At 56.4% G+C, this 16,940-nt stretch carries 14 protein-coding genes; 9 read left to right on the top strand and 5 right to left on the bottom strand.

The window, feature by feature from the left end:
• Positions 1–31: 31 nt before the first annotated feature.
• From gss to V6942_RS02960, 3 genes are all read left to right on the top strand, one after another.
• Positions 32–1,897 carry a bifunctional glutathionylspermidine amidase/synthase gene (gene gss / locus V6942_RS02970; RefSeq protein WP_106929719.1) on the top strand — a complete coding sequence of 622 codons (1,866 nt, stop codon included), beginning with the start codon at positions 32–34 and terminating at the stop codon, positions 1,895–1,897.
• Between the two features lie 134 nt (positions 1,898–2,031).
• Positions 2,032–3,213, top strand: coding sequence for a PLP-dependent aminotransferase family protein (locus V6942_RS02965; RefSeq protein ID WP_106929721.1), 1,182 nt, complete (start codon positions 2,032–2,034; stop codon positions 3,211–3,213).
• A gap of 464 nt (positions 3,214–3,677) precedes the next feature.
• Positions 3,678–5,975 carry an FdhF/YdeP family oxidoreductase gene (locus V6942_RS02960; protein WP_182967023.1) on the top strand — a complete coding sequence of 766 codons (2,298 nt, stop codon included), beginning with the start codon at positions 3,678–3,680 and terminating at the stop codon, positions 5,973–5,975.
• Here the strand turns inward: V6942_RS02960 and V6942_RS02955 are convergent.
• From V6942_RS02955 to murQ, 5 genes are read right to left on the bottom strand one after another with little or no spacing between them, the layout of a single operon-like run.
• Positions 5,972–6,262 carry a DUF202 domain-containing protein gene (locus V6942_RS02955; protein WP_106929725.1) on the bottom strand — a complete coding sequence of 97 codons (291 nt, stop codon included), beginning with the start codon at positions 6,260–6,262 and terminating at the stop codon, positions 5,972–5,974. The two genes, V6942_RS02960 and V6942_RS02955, sit on opposite strands and share 4 nt — an antisense overlap.
• Positions 6,259–6,594 carry a YidH family protein gene (locus tag V6942_RS02950; RefSeq protein WP_106929727.1) on the bottom strand — a complete coding sequence of 112 codons (336 nt, stop codon included), beginning with the start codon at positions 6,592–6,594 and terminating at the stop codon, positions 6,259–6,261. Before V6942_RS02950 ends, V6942_RS02955 begins: the two co-directional genes overlap by 4 nt.
• On the bottom strand, positions 6,591–7,451 hold the full coding sequence (locus V6942_RS02945; protein ID WP_333500796.1) for a MurR/RpiR family transcriptional regulator: 861 nt from the start codon (positions 7,449–7,451) through the stop codon (positions 6,591–6,593). The genes V6942_RS02950 and V6942_RS02945 overlap by 4 nt, the downstream gene beginning before the upstream one ends.
• A gap of 58 nt (positions 7,452–7,509) precedes the next feature.
• Positions 7,510–8,865, bottom strand: coding sequence for a PTS transporter subunit EIIC (locus V6942_RS02940; RefSeq protein WP_333500795.1), 1,356 nt, complete (start codon positions 8,863–8,865; stop codon positions 7,510–7,512).
• Entirely contained in the window at positions 8,855–9,769 is a 915-nt protein-coding gene (murQ, locus tag V6942_RS02935; protein WP_106929733.1) for an N-acetylmuramic acid 6-phosphate etherase, read from the bottom strand. The genes V6942_RS02940 and murQ overlap by 11 nt, the downstream gene beginning before the upstream one ends.
• A 191-nt stretch (positions 9,770–9,960) precedes the next feature.
• On the opposite strand from murQ, the gene V6942_RS02930 reads away from it, so the two are divergent.
• From V6942_RS02930 to V6942_RS02905, 6 genes are all read left to right on the top strand, one after another.
• Positions 9,961–10,302, top strand: a complete 342-nt coding sequence (locus V6942_RS02930) for a DUF1971 domain-containing protein (protein WP_106929735.1) — start codon at positions 9,961–9,963, stop codon at positions 10,300–10,302.
• 48 nt (positions 10,303–10,350) lie between these two features.
• Complete coding sequence (locus tag V6942_RS02925) at positions 10,351–10,980, top strand: deoxynucleoside kinase (protein ID WP_106929737.1); 630 nt, start codon at positions 10,351–10,353, stop codon at positions 10,978–10,980.
• Between the two features lie 1,342 nt (positions 10,981–12,322).
• Positions 12,323–12,874 (top strand): type 1 fimbrial major subunit FimA, encoded by a 552-nt coding sequence (gene fimA, locus V6942_RS02920; protein WP_106929741.1) that lies wholly within the window; start codon positions 12,323–12,325, stop codon positions 12,872–12,874.
• A gap of 68 nt (positions 12,875–12,942) precedes the next feature.
• A complete protein-coding gene (locus V6942_RS02915; protein WP_106929743.1) occupies positions 12,943–13,482 on the top strand; it encodes a fimbrial protein in 540 nt (179 codons plus the stop codon).
• A 59-nt stretch (positions 13,483–13,541) separates the two neighbouring features.
• Complete coding sequence (locus V6942_RS02910) at positions 13,542–14,228, top strand: fimbria/pilus periplasmic chaperone (RefSeq protein ID WP_181358036.1); 687 nt, start codon at positions 13,542–13,544, stop codon at positions 14,226–14,228.
• A 73-nt stretch (positions 14,229–14,301) separates the two neighbouring features.
• A complete protein-coding gene (locus V6942_RS02905; protein WP_182930027.1) occupies positions 14,302–16,938 on the top strand; it encodes a fimbrial biogenesis usher protein in 2,637 nt (878 codons plus the stop codon).
• Positions 16,939–16,940 lie beyond the last annotated feature (2 nt).

The following is a 16,940-nucleotide window of genomic DNA, read 5'->3' as shown; positions in this document are numbered from 1 at the left end:
AAAAATCGCGACGCGCGTTTGAGGAAGGTTCATGAGCACGGGAAGTACCAATAGTGACGCCCCATTTGGCACGTTGTTGGGGTATGCGCCGGGTGGCGTAGCGATTTACTCTTCGAATTACAGCAGCTTAAAACCGGGCGACATGCCTGACGACGCCTCGTTTCGTAGCTACATTGATAACGAATACATGGGCCACAAATGGCAGTGCGTTGAGTTTGCCCGCCGCTTCCTGTTTATCACCTACGGTTTTGTCTTCACCGACGTCAGCATGGCCTATGAAATCTTCTCCCTGCGCTATCTGCGCCAGGTGGTGAACGACGCCATCCTGCCGCTACAGGCTTTTGCCAACGGCTCCCGTCGCCCGCCGCTCGTCGGCTCGCTGCTTATCTGGCAGAAAGGCGGCGAGTTTAACGAAACCGGCCACGTGGCGGTGATTACCCAGTTGCTGGGGAATAAGGTGCGTATCGCCGAACAGAACGTGCTGCATTCGCCGCTGCCGGCAGGGCAGCAGTGGACGCGCGAGCTGACGCTGGAAGTAAAAGACGGGCACTACACGCTGCATGATACCTTCGACGACACGACGATTCTGGGCTGGATGATCCAGACCGACGATGCGCGTTACAGCCTGCCCCAGCCGGCCATTGCCGGTGAAGCGCTGAAGCTGGGCGGCGCACGCCTCGACAACCACGGTCAGTTCGACGGTGAATGGTTGAACGAAAAAGACTCGCTCCAGCAGGCCTATATCGCGGCAAACGGCCACGTGATTAACCGCGATCCGTACCAGTACTTCACCATGACCGAGAGCGCGGAGCAGGAGCTCATCAAGGCGACTAACGAGATGCATCTGATGTATCTCCACGCCACCGATAAAGTCATGCGCGACGATAACCTGCTGGCGCTGTTTGATATTCCGAAAATTCTTTGGCCGCGTCTGCGCCTTTCGTGGCAGCGCCGCCGCCACGACATGATTACCGGGCGCATGGACTTCTGCATGGATGAGCGCGGGTTGAAGGTGTACGAGTACAACGCCGACTCCGCCTCTTGTCATACCGAAGGCGGGCTGATCCTCGAACAGTGGCTGAAAACTGGCTATCGCGGCAACGGCCATAACCCAGCGGAAGATCTGCTGGGTGAGCTGGTCGGCGCGTGGAAGCACAGCCTGGCACGGCCGTTCGTGCACATCATGCAGGACAAGGATCTGGAAGAGAACTACCACGCGCAGTTTATGCAGCGTGCGCTGGAGCAGGCGGGCTTTGAGAGCAAAATTCTTCACGGTCTTGATGAACTGCACTGGGATGCTGCCGGCCAGCTGATTGACGGCGACGGACGGCTGGTGAACTGCGTGTGGAAAACCTGGGCATGGGAAACGGCCATTGAGCAGGTGCGCGAGGTCAGCGAAGACGAGTACGCGGCGGTGCCGATTCGTACCGGCAGCCCTGATGGCGAAGTCCGCCTGATCGACGTGCTGCTACGCCCGGAAGTGATGGTCTTTGAACCGCTATGGACGGTGATCCCCGGCAACAAAGCGATCCTCCCGGTGCTGTGGTCACTGTTCCCGAACCACCCATACCTGCTGGATACCGACTTTGAAGTCAGCGAGCATCTGGCGAAAACGGGCTACGCCATTAAGCCGATTTCCGGGCGCTGCGGCAGCAATATCGATCTGGTCAGCGGCCACGACCAGCTGCTGGATCAGACCAGCGGGAAATTCGTCGATCGGAAAAATATTTACCAGCAACTTTGGTGCTTGCCAAACGTGGCCGGAAAATATATTCAGGTATGTACCTTTACCGTCGGCGGTAACTACGGCGGCACCTGCCTGCGCGGCGATGATTCTCTGGTGATAAAAAAAGAGAGTGATATCGAACCGCTGGTGGTCATTAAAGATAACGAATAAAGGCAAGCAGGCCGGATAAGGCGGAGCCGCCATCCGGCAATCTGTGTTGGGTTGCCTGATGGCGCTTCGCTTATCAGGCCGACGTAAAGAAAGCCTGCAATCAACACAACAACAAGACAGAAAAGGAACATAGTATGCACGACAGGCGACTCGCCGCCCGCGCGCGGGAGCTTAAACCCTCCGCCGTCCGCGAACTCCTCAAACACAGTAAACTGCCCGGCGTTATTTCGCTCGGCGGCGGCATTCCGGCACCGGAGCTTTTTGATACCGAAGGGCTGGAGCTGGCGGTGCAGAAGGTGATGCGCGAACGCTTCAACGATGCGTTCCAGTATGGGCTGACCGAAGGCTATCCGCCGCTGCGTCAGGCCGTCAGCGAACTGTGTCAGGCGCGCGGCGTGGCCTGTCAGGCAAGCCATGTTTACATCACTTCCGGTTCGCAGCAGTCGCTCGATATCGTGGCGCGCACCCTGCTCGATCCGGGCGACACGATTGTTGTTGAACGCCCGACCTATCTGGCGGCGCTACAGGTGTTCCAGCTGGCGCAGGCCAATATTCTGAGCGTTGATACCGACGACAACGGAATGCTGGTAGAACAGCTCGCCGAACGGCTGGCGACCACGCGGGTTAAAGCCGTGTACCTGGTGCCCACTTTCGGCAACCCGGGCGGCAAAACCCTGAGTGACGATCGCCGCCGCCGTCTGGTTGAGCTGGCGAAGCAGTATGACTTTGTCATTATTGAAGACGATCCGTACGGTGAAATCAGCTTTACGGACGAAGTGCAACGCCCGTTGTACCAGCACGCGCTGGAATTGGGCTGTGAAGATCGCGTGGTTTACACCTCAACCTTCTCGAAAATTCTTGCGCCGGGAATGCGTATCGGCTGGATCGTGATGCCGGACTGGCTGGCACAGCAAACGGTGATCGTGAAGCAGGCGGCGGATCTGCATACCAACATGCTGTCACAGGTGATTACCGCGGAGTATCTCACCATGAATCGCCTGGAAAGCCAGATCGCGCTGATTCGTGAAGATTACCGTAAGAAGTGCGATGCGCTGGCCGACGCGCTGGAAAGTCGTCTGGGCGAGCATCTGGAATTCAGTCGTCCGAAAGGCGGGATGTTCCTGTGGGCGCGTTTCCGCTATCCGTTTGATACCATGAAATGGCTGGAAAAAACGCTGGAAAATGGCGTGGTGTATGTGCCGGGTGAAGCGTTCTATAACGACAATCCGGATACCCGCACGCTGCGTTTATCCTACTCAACGGTGTCGCAAGACGGGCTGATGACCGCCGTAGAACGTCTGGCTAAGTCACTGTAGTATTTGATATTCCGCGCCAATGGCTGGCGCGGAACCCCCTCCCCGAATTTATTCCGGTTCGGCAATTCTGTCGTCAAGCCAGATCAGCATCAGCGATGCCAGAAAGGCGACGGCGGCGGTGCCAATAAATAACAACATAAGAAATTCCTCAGCTTATTTTTATTATTATTCTGCTGCTTACCAACGTGTTCGATTTTATCATCGTCGACATCACAGGGCCCAGTGAAAAAAGAGACAAGAAAATAAGAGGTTGTTCGTATCAGATCAACCCCTTTTTTCATGTGGAGTCCGTGCGTGTTTTACGTCATGACCAGGCAAAAACGCGCGCACTATGCCACCCGTTGGGGGCAGCGCACTAACCCGTTGAGCGTACGCCCACCGTACCCCGTGAAGAGGAAATCATTAGGCAAGGGAACTTGCTACCGTATTCGCTATTGAAAGGGCGTAAAAAATAAGCGGTAAAAATGAACAACGGCGTTCCGGGTGTAAGCGGTTATCAAGGGCCAGCAGGGGGATGGGGGGCGGTGAAAGCGGTCGCCGCTTCGGTATTTTCACAAAAGGCCGTTGCGCGCGATATTATCGCCATGTTCCGCATGAACCAGGTGAAGGGCTTTGATTGCCCCGGCTGCGCCTGGCCTGACCCGGGCCATCGTTCGCCGATGGAGCTGTGCGAGAACGGCGTAAAAGCCGTTTCCTGGGAAACGACCAGCAAGAAAGCCTCGGCGGAATTTTTTCGCCAGCATACCGTCGCTGAACTGTGGCAATACAGTGACTATGAGCTGGAAAACAGCGGCCGGTTAACCCATCCGATGAAGTACGATCGTGAAAGCGATACCTGGCAGCCGGTTGACTGGCAGGTTGCCTTCGCGGAAATCGGCGCGCGCCTGCGCAGCTATGCCTCTGCGCAGCAGGTCGAGTTTTATACCTCCGGGCGTACCTCCAACGAAGCGGCGTTTCTGTACCAGCTTTTTGCCCGGGAATACGGCAGCAGCAACTTCCCTGACTGCTCCAACATGTGCCATGGGCCGACCAGCGTCGGGCTGACGCAGGCGATTGGCCTGGGCAAAGGCACCGTTGAGCTGGCGGATTTTGAACATTGCGAGCTGGTCATTTGTATTGGTCATAACCCGGGGACTAACCACCCGCGCATGCTGAGCACCTTACGGGAAGTTGCGCAGCGCGGCGCACGCATCATCGCGATCAACCCGTTGGCAGAGCGTGGCCTGGAACGCTTTAGTTTCCCGCAAAGCCCGACCGACATGTTCAAAGGCCATTTCACGGCGCTCAGCCATGACTATTATCAGGTCAAAATGGGTGGCGATGCTTCGCTGCTAAAAGGGGTGATGAAAGCGCTGATTGAAATGGATGAAGCCCGTATTTTGCTTGGCCAGGAACCGTGCCTCGACCGCGCGTTTCTGGTTGAGCATACCCACGGCTATCAGGCGCTGTATGATGATCTGCACCGCTGCCAGTGGGCGGATCTGGAGCAGGATTCCGGCCTGACCCGCAGCCAGATGGAGGATCTTGCCTACCGCTATGATAAATCTAACGCCACCATCATTTGCTATGGCTTAGGGATCACGCAGCATAAGAACGGCACCGAAAACGTTCAGCAGCTGATCAATCTGCTGCTGCTGAAGGGAAATATTGGCAAACCCGGCGCGGGGATTTGCCCGCTGCGCGGCCACTCAAACGTGCAGGGCGATCGTTCGGTAGGCATCAACGAAGCCGCTTCAGAGGATTTCCTTCAGCGTCTGGAAGCACGCTTTGGTATTCAGGTATCGCGTGAGCACGGGCGCGCCAGCGTAGAGAGCATTCGCGCGATTGAACGCGGCGAGGCGAAGGCGCTGATCTGCTTGGGCGGTAACCTGGCGGTGGCGATGCCGCAGCCGCAGCGTACTTTTGAGGCGATGAAAAAGCTGGATCTCCAGGTTCATGTGGCGACCAAGCTGAACCGCTCGCATCTGCTGATGGCACAGCATAACTATCTGCTACCGGCGCTGGGCCGCACCGAGCGCGATATACAGGCAGGCGGCATTCAGTCTGTCACCGTGGAGGACGCCATGTCGATGGTGCACGCCTCTTGCGGTGCGCTCAAACCGGCCTCGCGCTGGTTGAAGTCGGAACCGGCCATTGTCGCCGGGCTGGCGCGGGCCACGCTGCCGGACTCGCCGGTCAACTGGGAAGCGCTGGTGGGCAACTACGACCTGATTCGCGAAGCGATTGCCGACGTGATTCCGGCGTTCGCCGATTACAATGCCCGCATTGTCGCGCCGGGTGGTTTCCGTATGGATACGCCGGCATCGCGCCGCGAATGGCATACGTCGACGGGCAAGGCCAATTTTGTGGTCAGCCAGCGGCGCGCCGTCGAGCGCGAGCAGCAGCCCGCCGAAGCCTTAGTGCTGGCAACGCTGCGCAGCCACGATCAGTACAACACCACCATTTATGGTATGAACGATCGCTATCGGGGTATTAGCGGCCGCCGCGATGTGGCGTTTTTAAGCCAGCAGGAAGCCGACGCGCGCGGGCTGGCGGAAGGCGACGTGATTAACATCCAGGCGCTGGATGAGAGCGGAACGCCGAGCGTCGATCGCGCGATGTACGGTCTGACCGTGGTGATTTACAGTATGGCCGCGGGATCGCTCGGCGCCTATCTGCCGGAAGCCAATGTATTGCTCTCGCTGGACGCGGTAGACAGCCAAAGCCTGACGCCAGCGTATAAAAGCGTACCGGTGGTGATTGCTAAAGCGTCGGCTCGCTAGCGGTGCAACAGGAACCAGATACCGGCGAGTACCACGCTCAGGGACAGCCATAAGTGTCGGCCTATCACTCGCGCGTTGACGCAGATTTCCGGTTGGGCCAGCTCCTTTTTGCGGGCGCTGACGGCGCCCAGAATCAGCCGTAGCCCTATCAGGACCAGCGCCAGTTGAAAGGCAGAAAACGCGCCGAGCTTGACCAGCATCATCACCATCGCCGCCAGTACCAACGAGCTGCGCCCCCAGGAAAGCTGGGTGCGCTCTTTTTGTAACCCTGGGTCGCGCGAGATCATAGCGCCAGGCCAATCACCAGCGCGCCCAGCAGCATCAGTACGCCAGTCAATAGCGATAGGCTGCGGCTATAGCAAAAAGCCTGTTCCAGCCGCATTGCTTTTTCGTTTTGATACCAGCGCAAAAACGCCCAGCCACCGGCGAAAATGGCGACCAGCGCGAGCAGAATAACCAGCCACTGGCCGTGACGCATGACCCCCAGATGATGCTCGCGCAGCAAGATATCGACGCCGATTGCGGTGGCGAGAAACGCCAGCGCGGTCCGTATCCATGCGAGGAACGTGCGCTCATTGGCGAGCGAAAATCGGTAGTCGGGATCTTTGCCCATTTTCATGACGTGCCGCCTTTTTGCTGGCGTCGATCGATGGTGCGCAGCGCGGTGGACATGCTGTCCGGCGAGACCAGGCTGTTGATGCGGAAGAACAGAATATCGAAGGCGATCATCTGTAAGATTTGCGGCGTGACCATGCCGAGCTTCTCGTGCGCCTCGCTATAGCAATAGGGGATCACATATTCAGCAAGCTGGCTAACTTTGTTTTTACCGTAGCGGGTAATCGCCATCGTGTGCGCCCCGCGCTCGCGGGCCAGGCTTAGCGCCTCAACCACTTCCACCGTTTCGCCGCGCGCGGATACCGCCAGCAGGACGTCGCCGGGCTGTAGCAGAGAAGCCTGCACAATCTGCGTATGGTAATCGTAGTTGAACTGGACGTTCAGACCGCAGCGGATCAGCTTGTGGTTGATATCCAGTGCGATCAGCGCCGAGGTGCCAATACCGACCAGCACGATCTTACGGCTGTCGATCAGTCTCCGGGCGCAGGTGTCGATAATGGGCGCGTCGAGAAGATCCAGCGACCGTTCGATCTTACTGGCGAACAGTACTCTGGCCTTCTCAATCATCAGATCGGTGGGATCGTCCGCCTCAATACCCTCATAGATTTCCTGCCGGCCAGCGTTTTGCTGGGGGCGGCTGGCGGCGGCAAGCCGCAGCTTCAGCTCGGGGAAACCGCTACAGCCCAGCGCCTTGGCATAGCGAATAACCGACGAGTCGCTGATGCCCAATTCTTGCCCCATACGGGTAGCGCTGAGATCGGAAATATCAAAATTTCGTGCAATCAGGAACGTCGAGATACGACGATCGCCGCTGGTTTTGGCATTTGCCAGGGCCTGAATTTTGCTGATGATCGATTCCATTACGTACCTTATCTCTCGTCGTGGGAATGGGCGCGGTGCGCCCAGTGCCTGATTATGACTATTCTTGCGGATCGGTAAAGCCCAGGATCATGGCGGCGATGAAACCTACAACCCATGCGCTGAGTACCGCCAGCAGGAAAGGCAGAATTTGTCCGGCGCCAACCAGCGGCAGCAGCGACAGCCCGGCGGTGCCGAAGGGAATGATAATGCCCACTTTGCAGGCCGCCATCACTGCGCCGCCCGCCGCGCCGCCGATGCAGCCGGCGATAAACGGTTTACCCAGCGGCAGAGAGACGCCGAACAGCAGCGGCTCGCCGACGCCGATGATGCCGACCGGTAACGCGCCGGAGATGGTTTTTTTCAGGCGCGGATTTTTCGTTTTCAAATAAACGTAGGCCGCTGCGCCAACCTGACCCATGCCGCCCATCGCCAGAATCGGGAACAGATAGTTGAGCCCGAACGTGTCGAGGATCTGCGCATGAATCGGAATCAGCCCCTGGTGTAAGCCGGTCAACAGCAGGAACAGGAAGCCGCCGCCGAGCAGCGCGCCAACGGCGACCGAGCCCGCGGAGTTATTCAGCAAAGACAGCGCCACCAGATCGCCCAGCCACTGGTTAACCGCGTGCGCCAGCGGCTGGAGAATCAACAGCGCGGCGAGCGATGACACGAGGATCGTGACCATCGGCGTTAAAATCAGATCGAGACTCTCTTTGCAGTAACGACGGAACCACAGCTCAAATTTTGCCGCAAAGACGCAGACCAGCAGCACGGCGAAAATCCCGCCGCCGCCCGGCGTCAACGCACTGCCGAAGAGTTTAATATTGGCCAGATCCGGCGCGGCAAGCACTGCCGCCATCACCGCGCCGATAGCGGGGGAGGCCTGCAATTCTTTCGCCGTATTCATGCCGATCATCACCGCCAGTACGGTAAAGACCGCTTTACCCATCAACGTCAGTAGCGCAAACAGATCCTGATGGCTGGCGACAAACTCGGGGCCAATCAAGCGGCAGACGTTGACCAGCCCAAGGATCAGCCCGCAGCCGATCAGCGCGGGGATCGTGGGGACAAAAATGGCGGCCAGGATATTCAGGCTGCGGCGAATGGAGAAGGGTTTACGCACATTGTCGTCTACCGCTGGCGTGACGCCGGCGTGATTCAGGCGTTTGGTCAGGATGCCGGTCACTTTCGAGGCGGTACCCGCACCGACAATAATCTGGAATTGCTCCCCGGCGTCTACCACGCCCTTCACGCCGTCGGTTTTACGCAGCGCTTCGGCGTTAAACCGGCCGCGATCGCGCAGCACCACGCGCACGCGGGTCATACAGTGGGTCAGCGTGACGACGTTGTCGAAGCCGCCAATATGTTCCTCAATGGCGTCAGCGATATGCTCCAGATGTTCTATTTTATTGGCCATGAGCGGCTCCTGATAATAGCTGATCTTTTAGGGCGACAAAGGGTTGAGCGGCTAACGCCAGCGCTGCCTGCGGGGAGAGATTCAGCAGGTTGCTCAGCACCGCCGCACGTACGTTGTAGTTCACCGGGCGTAGTAGCGATTGCGCCTCGGCATTATCGACATCGCAAATCTGCGCCACCATATGTTCAGCCCGGCGCAGCAGCTTTTCGTTGGAGGCTTTAACGTCAATCATCAGGTTGCCGTGAACGCGTCCCAGCTGAATCATGGTGGCGGTGCTGATCATTCCGAGCAGCATTTTTTGCGCGGAACCGCTTTTCATCCGTGTTGAACCGGCCAGCGCTTCGGCTCCGACGTCCGGGGCTACCGCGACATCTGCCTGCTGCGAGATGAGACCTGGGCCACGGGTAGTGAGGGCAATGGTTTTTGCGCCAATCTGGCGCGCGTAGTCGAGCGCCGACATCACGAACGGCGTGCGCCCGCTGGCGGCAATACCGAGAACAACATCCTGCGCGTTCAGCCCGCGAGCACGTAGTTCGGCTACCGATGCTTCGGTGTCATCTTCGACGTTTTCCACGGCGCGCAGCATGGCGTCCAGCCCACCGGCAATGACCGACTGTACCCGATCCGGGTCGGTGCCAAAGGTTGGCGGGCATTCGGCGGAGTCCAGTACGCCCAGGCGACCGCTGGTACCGGCGCCGACGTAAAACAGCCGGCCACCGCTTTTCATCTGCGCGACAATCAGCCGTACAGCCTGTTCAACCTGCGGGAGCACGCGGCTAATGGCCTGCGGTACGCGAGCGTCGTGTTCGTTCAGCAGCGACAGCATTTCGGCCAGCGGCAGGTCAGCCAGGTGGCAGGTATCGACGTTCTGTTCTTGCGAGATGGTAAAAGCGAGCGGATTCATGCGTAGCCTCTGTTGTTTTTCGACATTTAAATTGTATATAAATGTCGATTGTCGACAAATGGCGATGTGCAAAAGTGTGATGGCTGACGAAGAATGTTGTTCATTTGATAATGAGATTTATTATCAAAATGGCTTTACAGGCAAAATTATAAGATGTATTTTAAATGCATCTTATAGAGCTGGAGGTGAATATGAGCCATCGCAGAATCCCGAAAAACTGGACCATCAAACGTTCAACCCCGTTTTTTACCAAAGATAATGTTCCTGCGGCGCTGCTGAGCCACCACAATACTGCCGCCGGCATTTTTGGTCAGCTGTGCGTGATGGAAGGGACCGTGACCTACTATGGTTTCGCCGACGAGCAGGCAACCGAGCCGGAAGTGAAAGTGGTCATCAACGCCGGCAGCTTCGCAACCAGTCCTCCGCAGTACTGGCACCGTATCGAGATGACCGACGATGCGCAGTTTAATATCAACTTCTGGGCCGAGCCGACATTCTCCGGCGAAGACGTATACAGCGCGAAAAAATCATAGCCCGACGCTCCCCCTGTAAAGAGGGGGAGCCTGCCTAAGGATAGTGCAATGCAGATTGTTGCCATTGAGGCGAATATCGCCGCAGGAAAAACCACGCTGCTTGAACCGCTGGCCCAGGCGCTGTCGAAACAGACGGGTAGCGTCTGGACGGTTGTTCGGGAGCCTGTCGATGAAGACCCGGTATTTCTGGAACTGCTTCAGCTTTTTGTGGAAAGCCCCAATGATGCGGATGCCCGGGTGGCTTTTCAGCTATATATCACTCGCAGCCGCCAGGCGCTGTTGAGCAATATTGCGGAGGGAAATTATGTGATTGAGCGTTCGCTATTTAGCGATATTGTGTTCTGCCACGCGAATTTTCTGACCACCGAGCAACCGTCGGCCCGCTATATGTCCTACTTTTATCAAATTAAGCATTATCTTAAGTGTTACCCGCCGATCGATCTGGTGGTGTATATCGACCGTGATGCAAGGGCCTGCTTTGATGCCTGCCGGGCAAGAGGTCGACCCGGAGAAAGCCAGTATTCGCTGGACTACTTTGCCGATCTTAAGGCGTTTCATGATGCCTGTCTGCCGCAAATCACCCGCCAGTACGGTTCGAAACTGCTGACGCATCGGGTAGGCGCAGGATTTGCCAACCCGGAATCGCTGGCCGGCGAGGTGCTGCAACAACTGCGCTAATCGTTTCTTCAGGCGTGGCGTTTATCATGGGACGCTATGCCTGGTCATTTCTGTTATTAGATTGTAACCCCCCTCTTTGTTATTCCCGCATCGCCACGCCAGCCTGCACGCGTTTATCCAGGTCGTAAAACGACGTCTATACTCTTTATCAGGTAGTTAGCTGTCGTAATAGATACGCTTTCAGGGGTAAATTCTGCAGCGCGAATCCCTTGCGAATCAATTATGGTATTTTTGTTTAAATGGCGTTAATTGATCTGGATCAATTTATATGTTTGTAAAAATTAAGTTAAATTGCGCATCAGGATATAAATTTTACATAAAATTACAATTTGCGCGTGGCGTATATCAATACGTATAACTTCTTATTCTTAGAAAAATCCTAAAAACAAATTCTCTATTTCATTGATCTTCTTGTTTTTATTAAGCAATTGATCGATTAGGGCGATCTATATTCATAAAATCAATTGATGATATCTATCAATAATAATGAATTGATCGTTTTTGACGATATATATTGGCTGTGTATATAATTAAACCGAAGTTTAGGTAACTCAGTTTTAGAATCAGGAATTATGGATACTAAATAAAAAATTCGGACATGGTCGTTGGGGTAATATATGAGGCAGTGTATTATCTCGGATAACAGTTTTTTTCTTTTGGCATTGCAAGACGACGAAGTTATTCAGGATGGTAACGTTTCGACAATCCACTCCTGGCAGCTGCGGTCGAAGTGCTATTTACGCACCTCGATCAGCGACATTTTTATTGTTTATATTTCTGATATCGTTGAGCGACATCGGATACTCGGCTTATTGGCTTCGTCTACGTCTCATTGCCGAATTATACTGTTATACAAGATGGATGTTTCCTCCAGCTATGCTTTTCAGGGGCCGTTTCCTTGGCTAGTCTCTGAAAAGATTAGCTTTTCAGAGCTTTACTCATGCCTGTACAAGGCGAGTAAAACTATTTTTGACCAGAGAGGTTTCTCTGAACAAGAGATGATTGTCTTTCGCTATCTCTGCGAAGGGTATTCCGTCTCACAAATAAATAAACTGGCAGGACTCAGCGAAAAGCATATTTATTATTTGAGGCAGAAGACCAAAAAGATGTTTGGTCTGCGTGGGAATAGTGCCGCGACAATCTCGTTTTATCTGAATATATCAAAGCTAAACCCTCGATGGTAGCGCTATTGCAGCCATCCGGATAATCATGCCTATTGTTGGGAACGAGTCGTTTTTACATAAATAAATTTAGTACGTCAGGTGGAGCCTTTGGTGCCCGCCTTCATCGTTGTTTGTAACACGCTGAGAATAATATTCTCAATTAATAAGGAGTAGGTTTTATGGGCTTTCATAAAGTTGCGCTGGTAATTATTTCTGCGCTGTCTCTGAGTTCAGCGGCTGCGCTGGCGGCAGATACTACCACCGTTAACGGCGGCACCGTTCATTTTAAAGGGGAAGTGGTTAACGCGGCCTGCGCCGTCGATGCGGGCTCTGTTGATCAGACCGTACAGATGGGTCAGGTGCGTTCAGCAAAACTGGCAACGGCGGGCAGCACCAGCTCGGCGGTCGGTTTCAATATCCAGTTGAACGACTGTGATACCAACGTATCGACCAAGGCGTCCGTTGCCTTCTCCGGTACGGCGATTGATACCACCAATACCACCGTGCTGGCTCTGCAGGGCTCCGCCTCCGGCGGCGCGACCAACGTAGGCGTGCAGATCCTGGATAACAAAGGTACGCCGCTGGCGCTGGATGGCGCAACCTTCAGCAACGCGACCACGCTGAACGACGGCACCAACGTCATTCCGTTCCAGGCGCGCTACTACGCGACCGGTGCGGCAACGGCCGGTACCGCGAACGCCGACGCAACCTTCAAAGTGCAGTACGAGTAATCCCTAAAGCAGGGATGCTGACCGGGCCAGGATGGCTCGCTATTGGTAAAGGAACAGAGGTGATAACCATGCAATGGATGAAATGGGGACTGCTGATTTTTCTGCTGCCTACCGTCACCCTGGCCGGGAATCGCTGGAACGTCACGCTGCCTGGCGGAAGTATGCGGTTTCAGGGCGTTGTTATCGCCGAAGCCTGTAGCGTCGCGGCAAGTGACCGCATGATGACGGTGACCATGGGGCAAATCAGCAGTCATCGTTTTCACGCCGTAGGTGAAGAATCCAGGCCGATTGCGTTTGATATTCATCTGGAAGATTGCAGTACGGAAGTCAGCCAGCGCGTGGGCGTGTCGTTTCAGGGCGTCGCCGACGGTAAAGATCCCAACATTCTCTCGGTAGGTGAGGGCGCGGGGATCGCCACCGGTATTGGCATTGCGCTGTTTGATGACCAGGGCGGCTCCATCCCGCTCAATCAGGCTCCGGTTCGCTGGACCAAACTCAACGACGGACCGACGACGCTGCATTTTGTGGCGAAATATCGCTCGACCGATCGTCAGGTTGTGGGGGGCACGGCCAACGCACAGGCCTGGTTCGCTCTGACCTACGAGTAATTAACCGAATACAGGATATGACGGTGAGTACAACAAGGGTAAACATGAAAATAACGTTGATGATGCGTGGCCTGCTGGTGGCGGCGCTGCTGATGGCCGCAAGCGGGCTGGTTTCCCGTGCGCAGGCCGGCGTTGCGCTGGGCGCCACTCGGGTCATCTACCCGGCGGGGCAGAAGCAGGTGCCGCTGGCGGTAACCAACACCGACGATAGCAGCACGTATCTGATCCAGTCATGGGTGGAAAACGCCGCTGGCGCGAAAGACGGGCGCTTTGTCGTTACGCCGCCGCTGTTTGCCATGCAGGGTAAAAAAGAGAACACCCTGCGCATTCTTGATGCCACGAATAATCAGCTACCGCAGGACCGTGAGAGCCTGTTCTGGATGAACGTGAAGGCCATTCCGGCGATGGATAAATCAAAACTCAGCGATAACACGCTGCAGCTGGCGATTATCAGCCGTATAAAGCTCTATTACCGACCGGCCAAACTGGCTATGCCGCCGGAGCAGGCTGCGGAAAAACTGACGTTTCGCCGCGATGCCGGCACGCTGACGCTTATCAACCCCACGCCTTACTACCTGACGGTGACCGATTTGAATGCCGGAACGCGGGTGCTGGAAAATGCGCTGGTGCCGCCAATGGGGGAAACACGGGTCAAAATACCGGCAGATGCAGGTGGTGAGATTACCTACCGAACTATTAATGACTATGGCGCACTGACGCCGCGCATGATCGGCGCGATGCGATAAGCCGCGAGAGCGTCTTCGTTTTCCCAGAACAGAATAATAACTGACGGCCGGGCGATGTCGAACCGGAGGGACTATGCCATATCTGAAATTTGGCCTCGACCATTTGGAGGCCCGTCGCTTGCGACAGCTGGCGTCACGCTCGGTCAGCGCGCTTGCGCGGCTTCCGGTGGCTATTATGCTGGCGTCACCGACTTTTTTCGCCCAGGCGGAGCTGTATTTTAACCCCCGTTTTCTGGCCGACGATCCTGCCGCAGTAGCGGATCTCTCCGGTTTTGAGAAGGGGCAGGAACTGCCGCCGGGGACCTACCGCGTCGATATCTACCTGAACGATGGCTACATTACGACCCGTGATGTGACGTTCAACGCCGGCGAACACGGCCAGGGGCTGCTTGCCTGCCTGACGCGCAGCCAACTGGCCGCTATGGGGCTGAATACCGCGGCGGTCGGCGGCATGAGCGCGCTGGCGCCCGATGCCTGCGTGCCGCTGGCCGAAACGATTAAAGATGCGACTCAGCGCCTGGACGTAGGCCAGCAGCGGCTGTATCTGACCATTCCGCAGGCCTTTATGGGCAACCGTGCGCGCGGCTATATTCCGCCGGAGCAGTGGGATGACGGGATTACCGCCGGGTTGTTGAACTACAACTTTACCGGCAATAACGTGCATAACACGGTCGGTGGCAGCAGCCAGTACGCCTATTTAAACCTGCAAAGCGGGCTTAACGCGGGCGCGTGGCGGCTGCGCGACAACAGTACCTGGAGCTACAGCAGCGGCGGCAGCGGTTCGAGCAACCAGAACAAATGGCAGCACATTAACACCTGGGTTGAGCGCGATATTCGAGCGCTGCGCTCGCGTTTGACGCTTGGCGACAGCTATACCAACGGCGACATTTTCGACGGCATTAACTTCCGCGGTGCACAGCTGGCTTCTGATGACAATATGCTGCCGGATAGCCAGAAAGGCTTTGCGCCGGTTATCCACGGTATTGCCCGCGGCACGGCGCAGGTGTCTATCAAACAAAACGGCTATGAGATTTACCACAGCACGGTGCCGCCTGGCCCTTTCACCATTAACGATCTCTATGCCGCAGGCAACGGCGGTGACCTGCAGGTCACCATTAAGGAAGCGGATGGCAGCAGCCAGAATTTCAGCGTGCCGTACTCTTCGGTGCCGGTGCTACAGCGTGAAGGCCACACGCGCTATGCCCTGACCGCCGGGGAATATCGCAGCGGCAACGATCAGCAGGAAGAGCCGACGTTTTTTCAAAGCACGATACTGCACGGGATGGCGGCAGGATGGACGCTGTATGGCGGCACCCAGCTGGCGGACCGCTATCGCGCCGTTAACGTCGGGGTCGGTAAAAACATGGGCGATCTGGGCGCGCTGTCGGTGGATATCACCCAGGCGAACGCCACGCTGCCCGACGACAGCCGACAGCAGGGTCAATCGATTCGTTTTCTGTACAACAAATCGCTCAGCGATCTGGGCACCAATATCCAGCTGGTGGGCTACCGTTATTCCACCCGTGGCTACTATAGCTTCGCGGATACCACCTATCAGCGGATGAGCGGCCACAGCGTTGAAACCGAAGATGGTCCGGTCTACGTGAAGCCAAAATTCACCGACTATTACAACCTGGCCTACAGCAAACGCGGCAGGTTACAGGCGAGCATCACCCAGCAGTTGGGGCGTACCTCCACGCTTTATGTGAGCGGCAGCCACCAGACCTACTGGGGAACCGGCAATGCGGATGAACAGTTTCAGGTTGGCCTGAACACGGCGGTTAACGACATCAACTGGACGCTGAGCTACAGCCTCACTAAAAACGCCTGGCAGGAAGGCCGGGATCAGATGCTGGCGATTAACGTCAATATTCCGTTCAGCCACTGGCTGCGTTCAGACAGCCAGTCCGCCTGGCGGCACGCCAGCGCTAGCTACAGCATGTCGGACGATCTTAATGGGCGAATGAGCAACCTCGCGGGGCTGTACGGCACGATGCTGGAGGGGAATAACCTGAGCTACAGCGTGCAGACCGGCTATGCGGGCGGCGGGGATAGCAGCAGCGGCAGCACCGGCTACGCCTCGTTGAACTATCGCGGCGGCTACGGCAACGCCAACGTCGGCTACAGCCGCAGCGACGGCATCAAACAGCTCTATTACGGCATGAGTGGCGGCGTACTGGCTCACGCCAATGGGATTACGCTGAGCCAGCCGCTGAACGACACCGTCGTGCTGATTCGCGCCCCGGGTGCGGAAGGCACAAAAGTGGAAAATCAGACCGGGGTACGTACCGACTGGCGTGGCTATGCGGTGCTGCCGTACGCCACTGAATACCGGGAAAACCGCGTGGCGCTGGATACCAACTCGCTGGCGGATAACGTCGATCTGGACGATGCGGTGGTCAGCGTTGTGCCGACTCATGGCGCGATTGTCCGCGCGGAATTTAAAACCCATGTCGGTATGAAGCTGCTGATGACGCTCACCTACGACGGTAAAGCCGTGCCGTTTGGCGCGATGGTGACTTCAGACAGCAACCAGAACGGTAGCATCGTCGCCGATAACGGCCTTGTGTACCTGAGCGGGATGCCGCTTGCCGGAAAGGTACGAGTCAAATGGGGTGACGGTGCGAACGGCAGCTGCACGGCGGACTACCGCCTGCCGGCCGATAGTCAGCAGCAGCCGTTAGTTCAGCTATCGGCCGTGTGCCGCTAAGG

The organism is Kluyvera genomosp. 2 (assembly GCF_036759865.1).
Classification (GTDB): Bacteria; Pseudomonadota; Gammaproteobacteria; order Enterobacterales; family Enterobacteriaceae; genus Kluyvera; species Kluyvera ascorbata_B.
The sequence above is the reverse complement of the archived record's forward strand: the minus strand, read 5'-3'. Positions and strand labels throughout refer to the sequence as shown.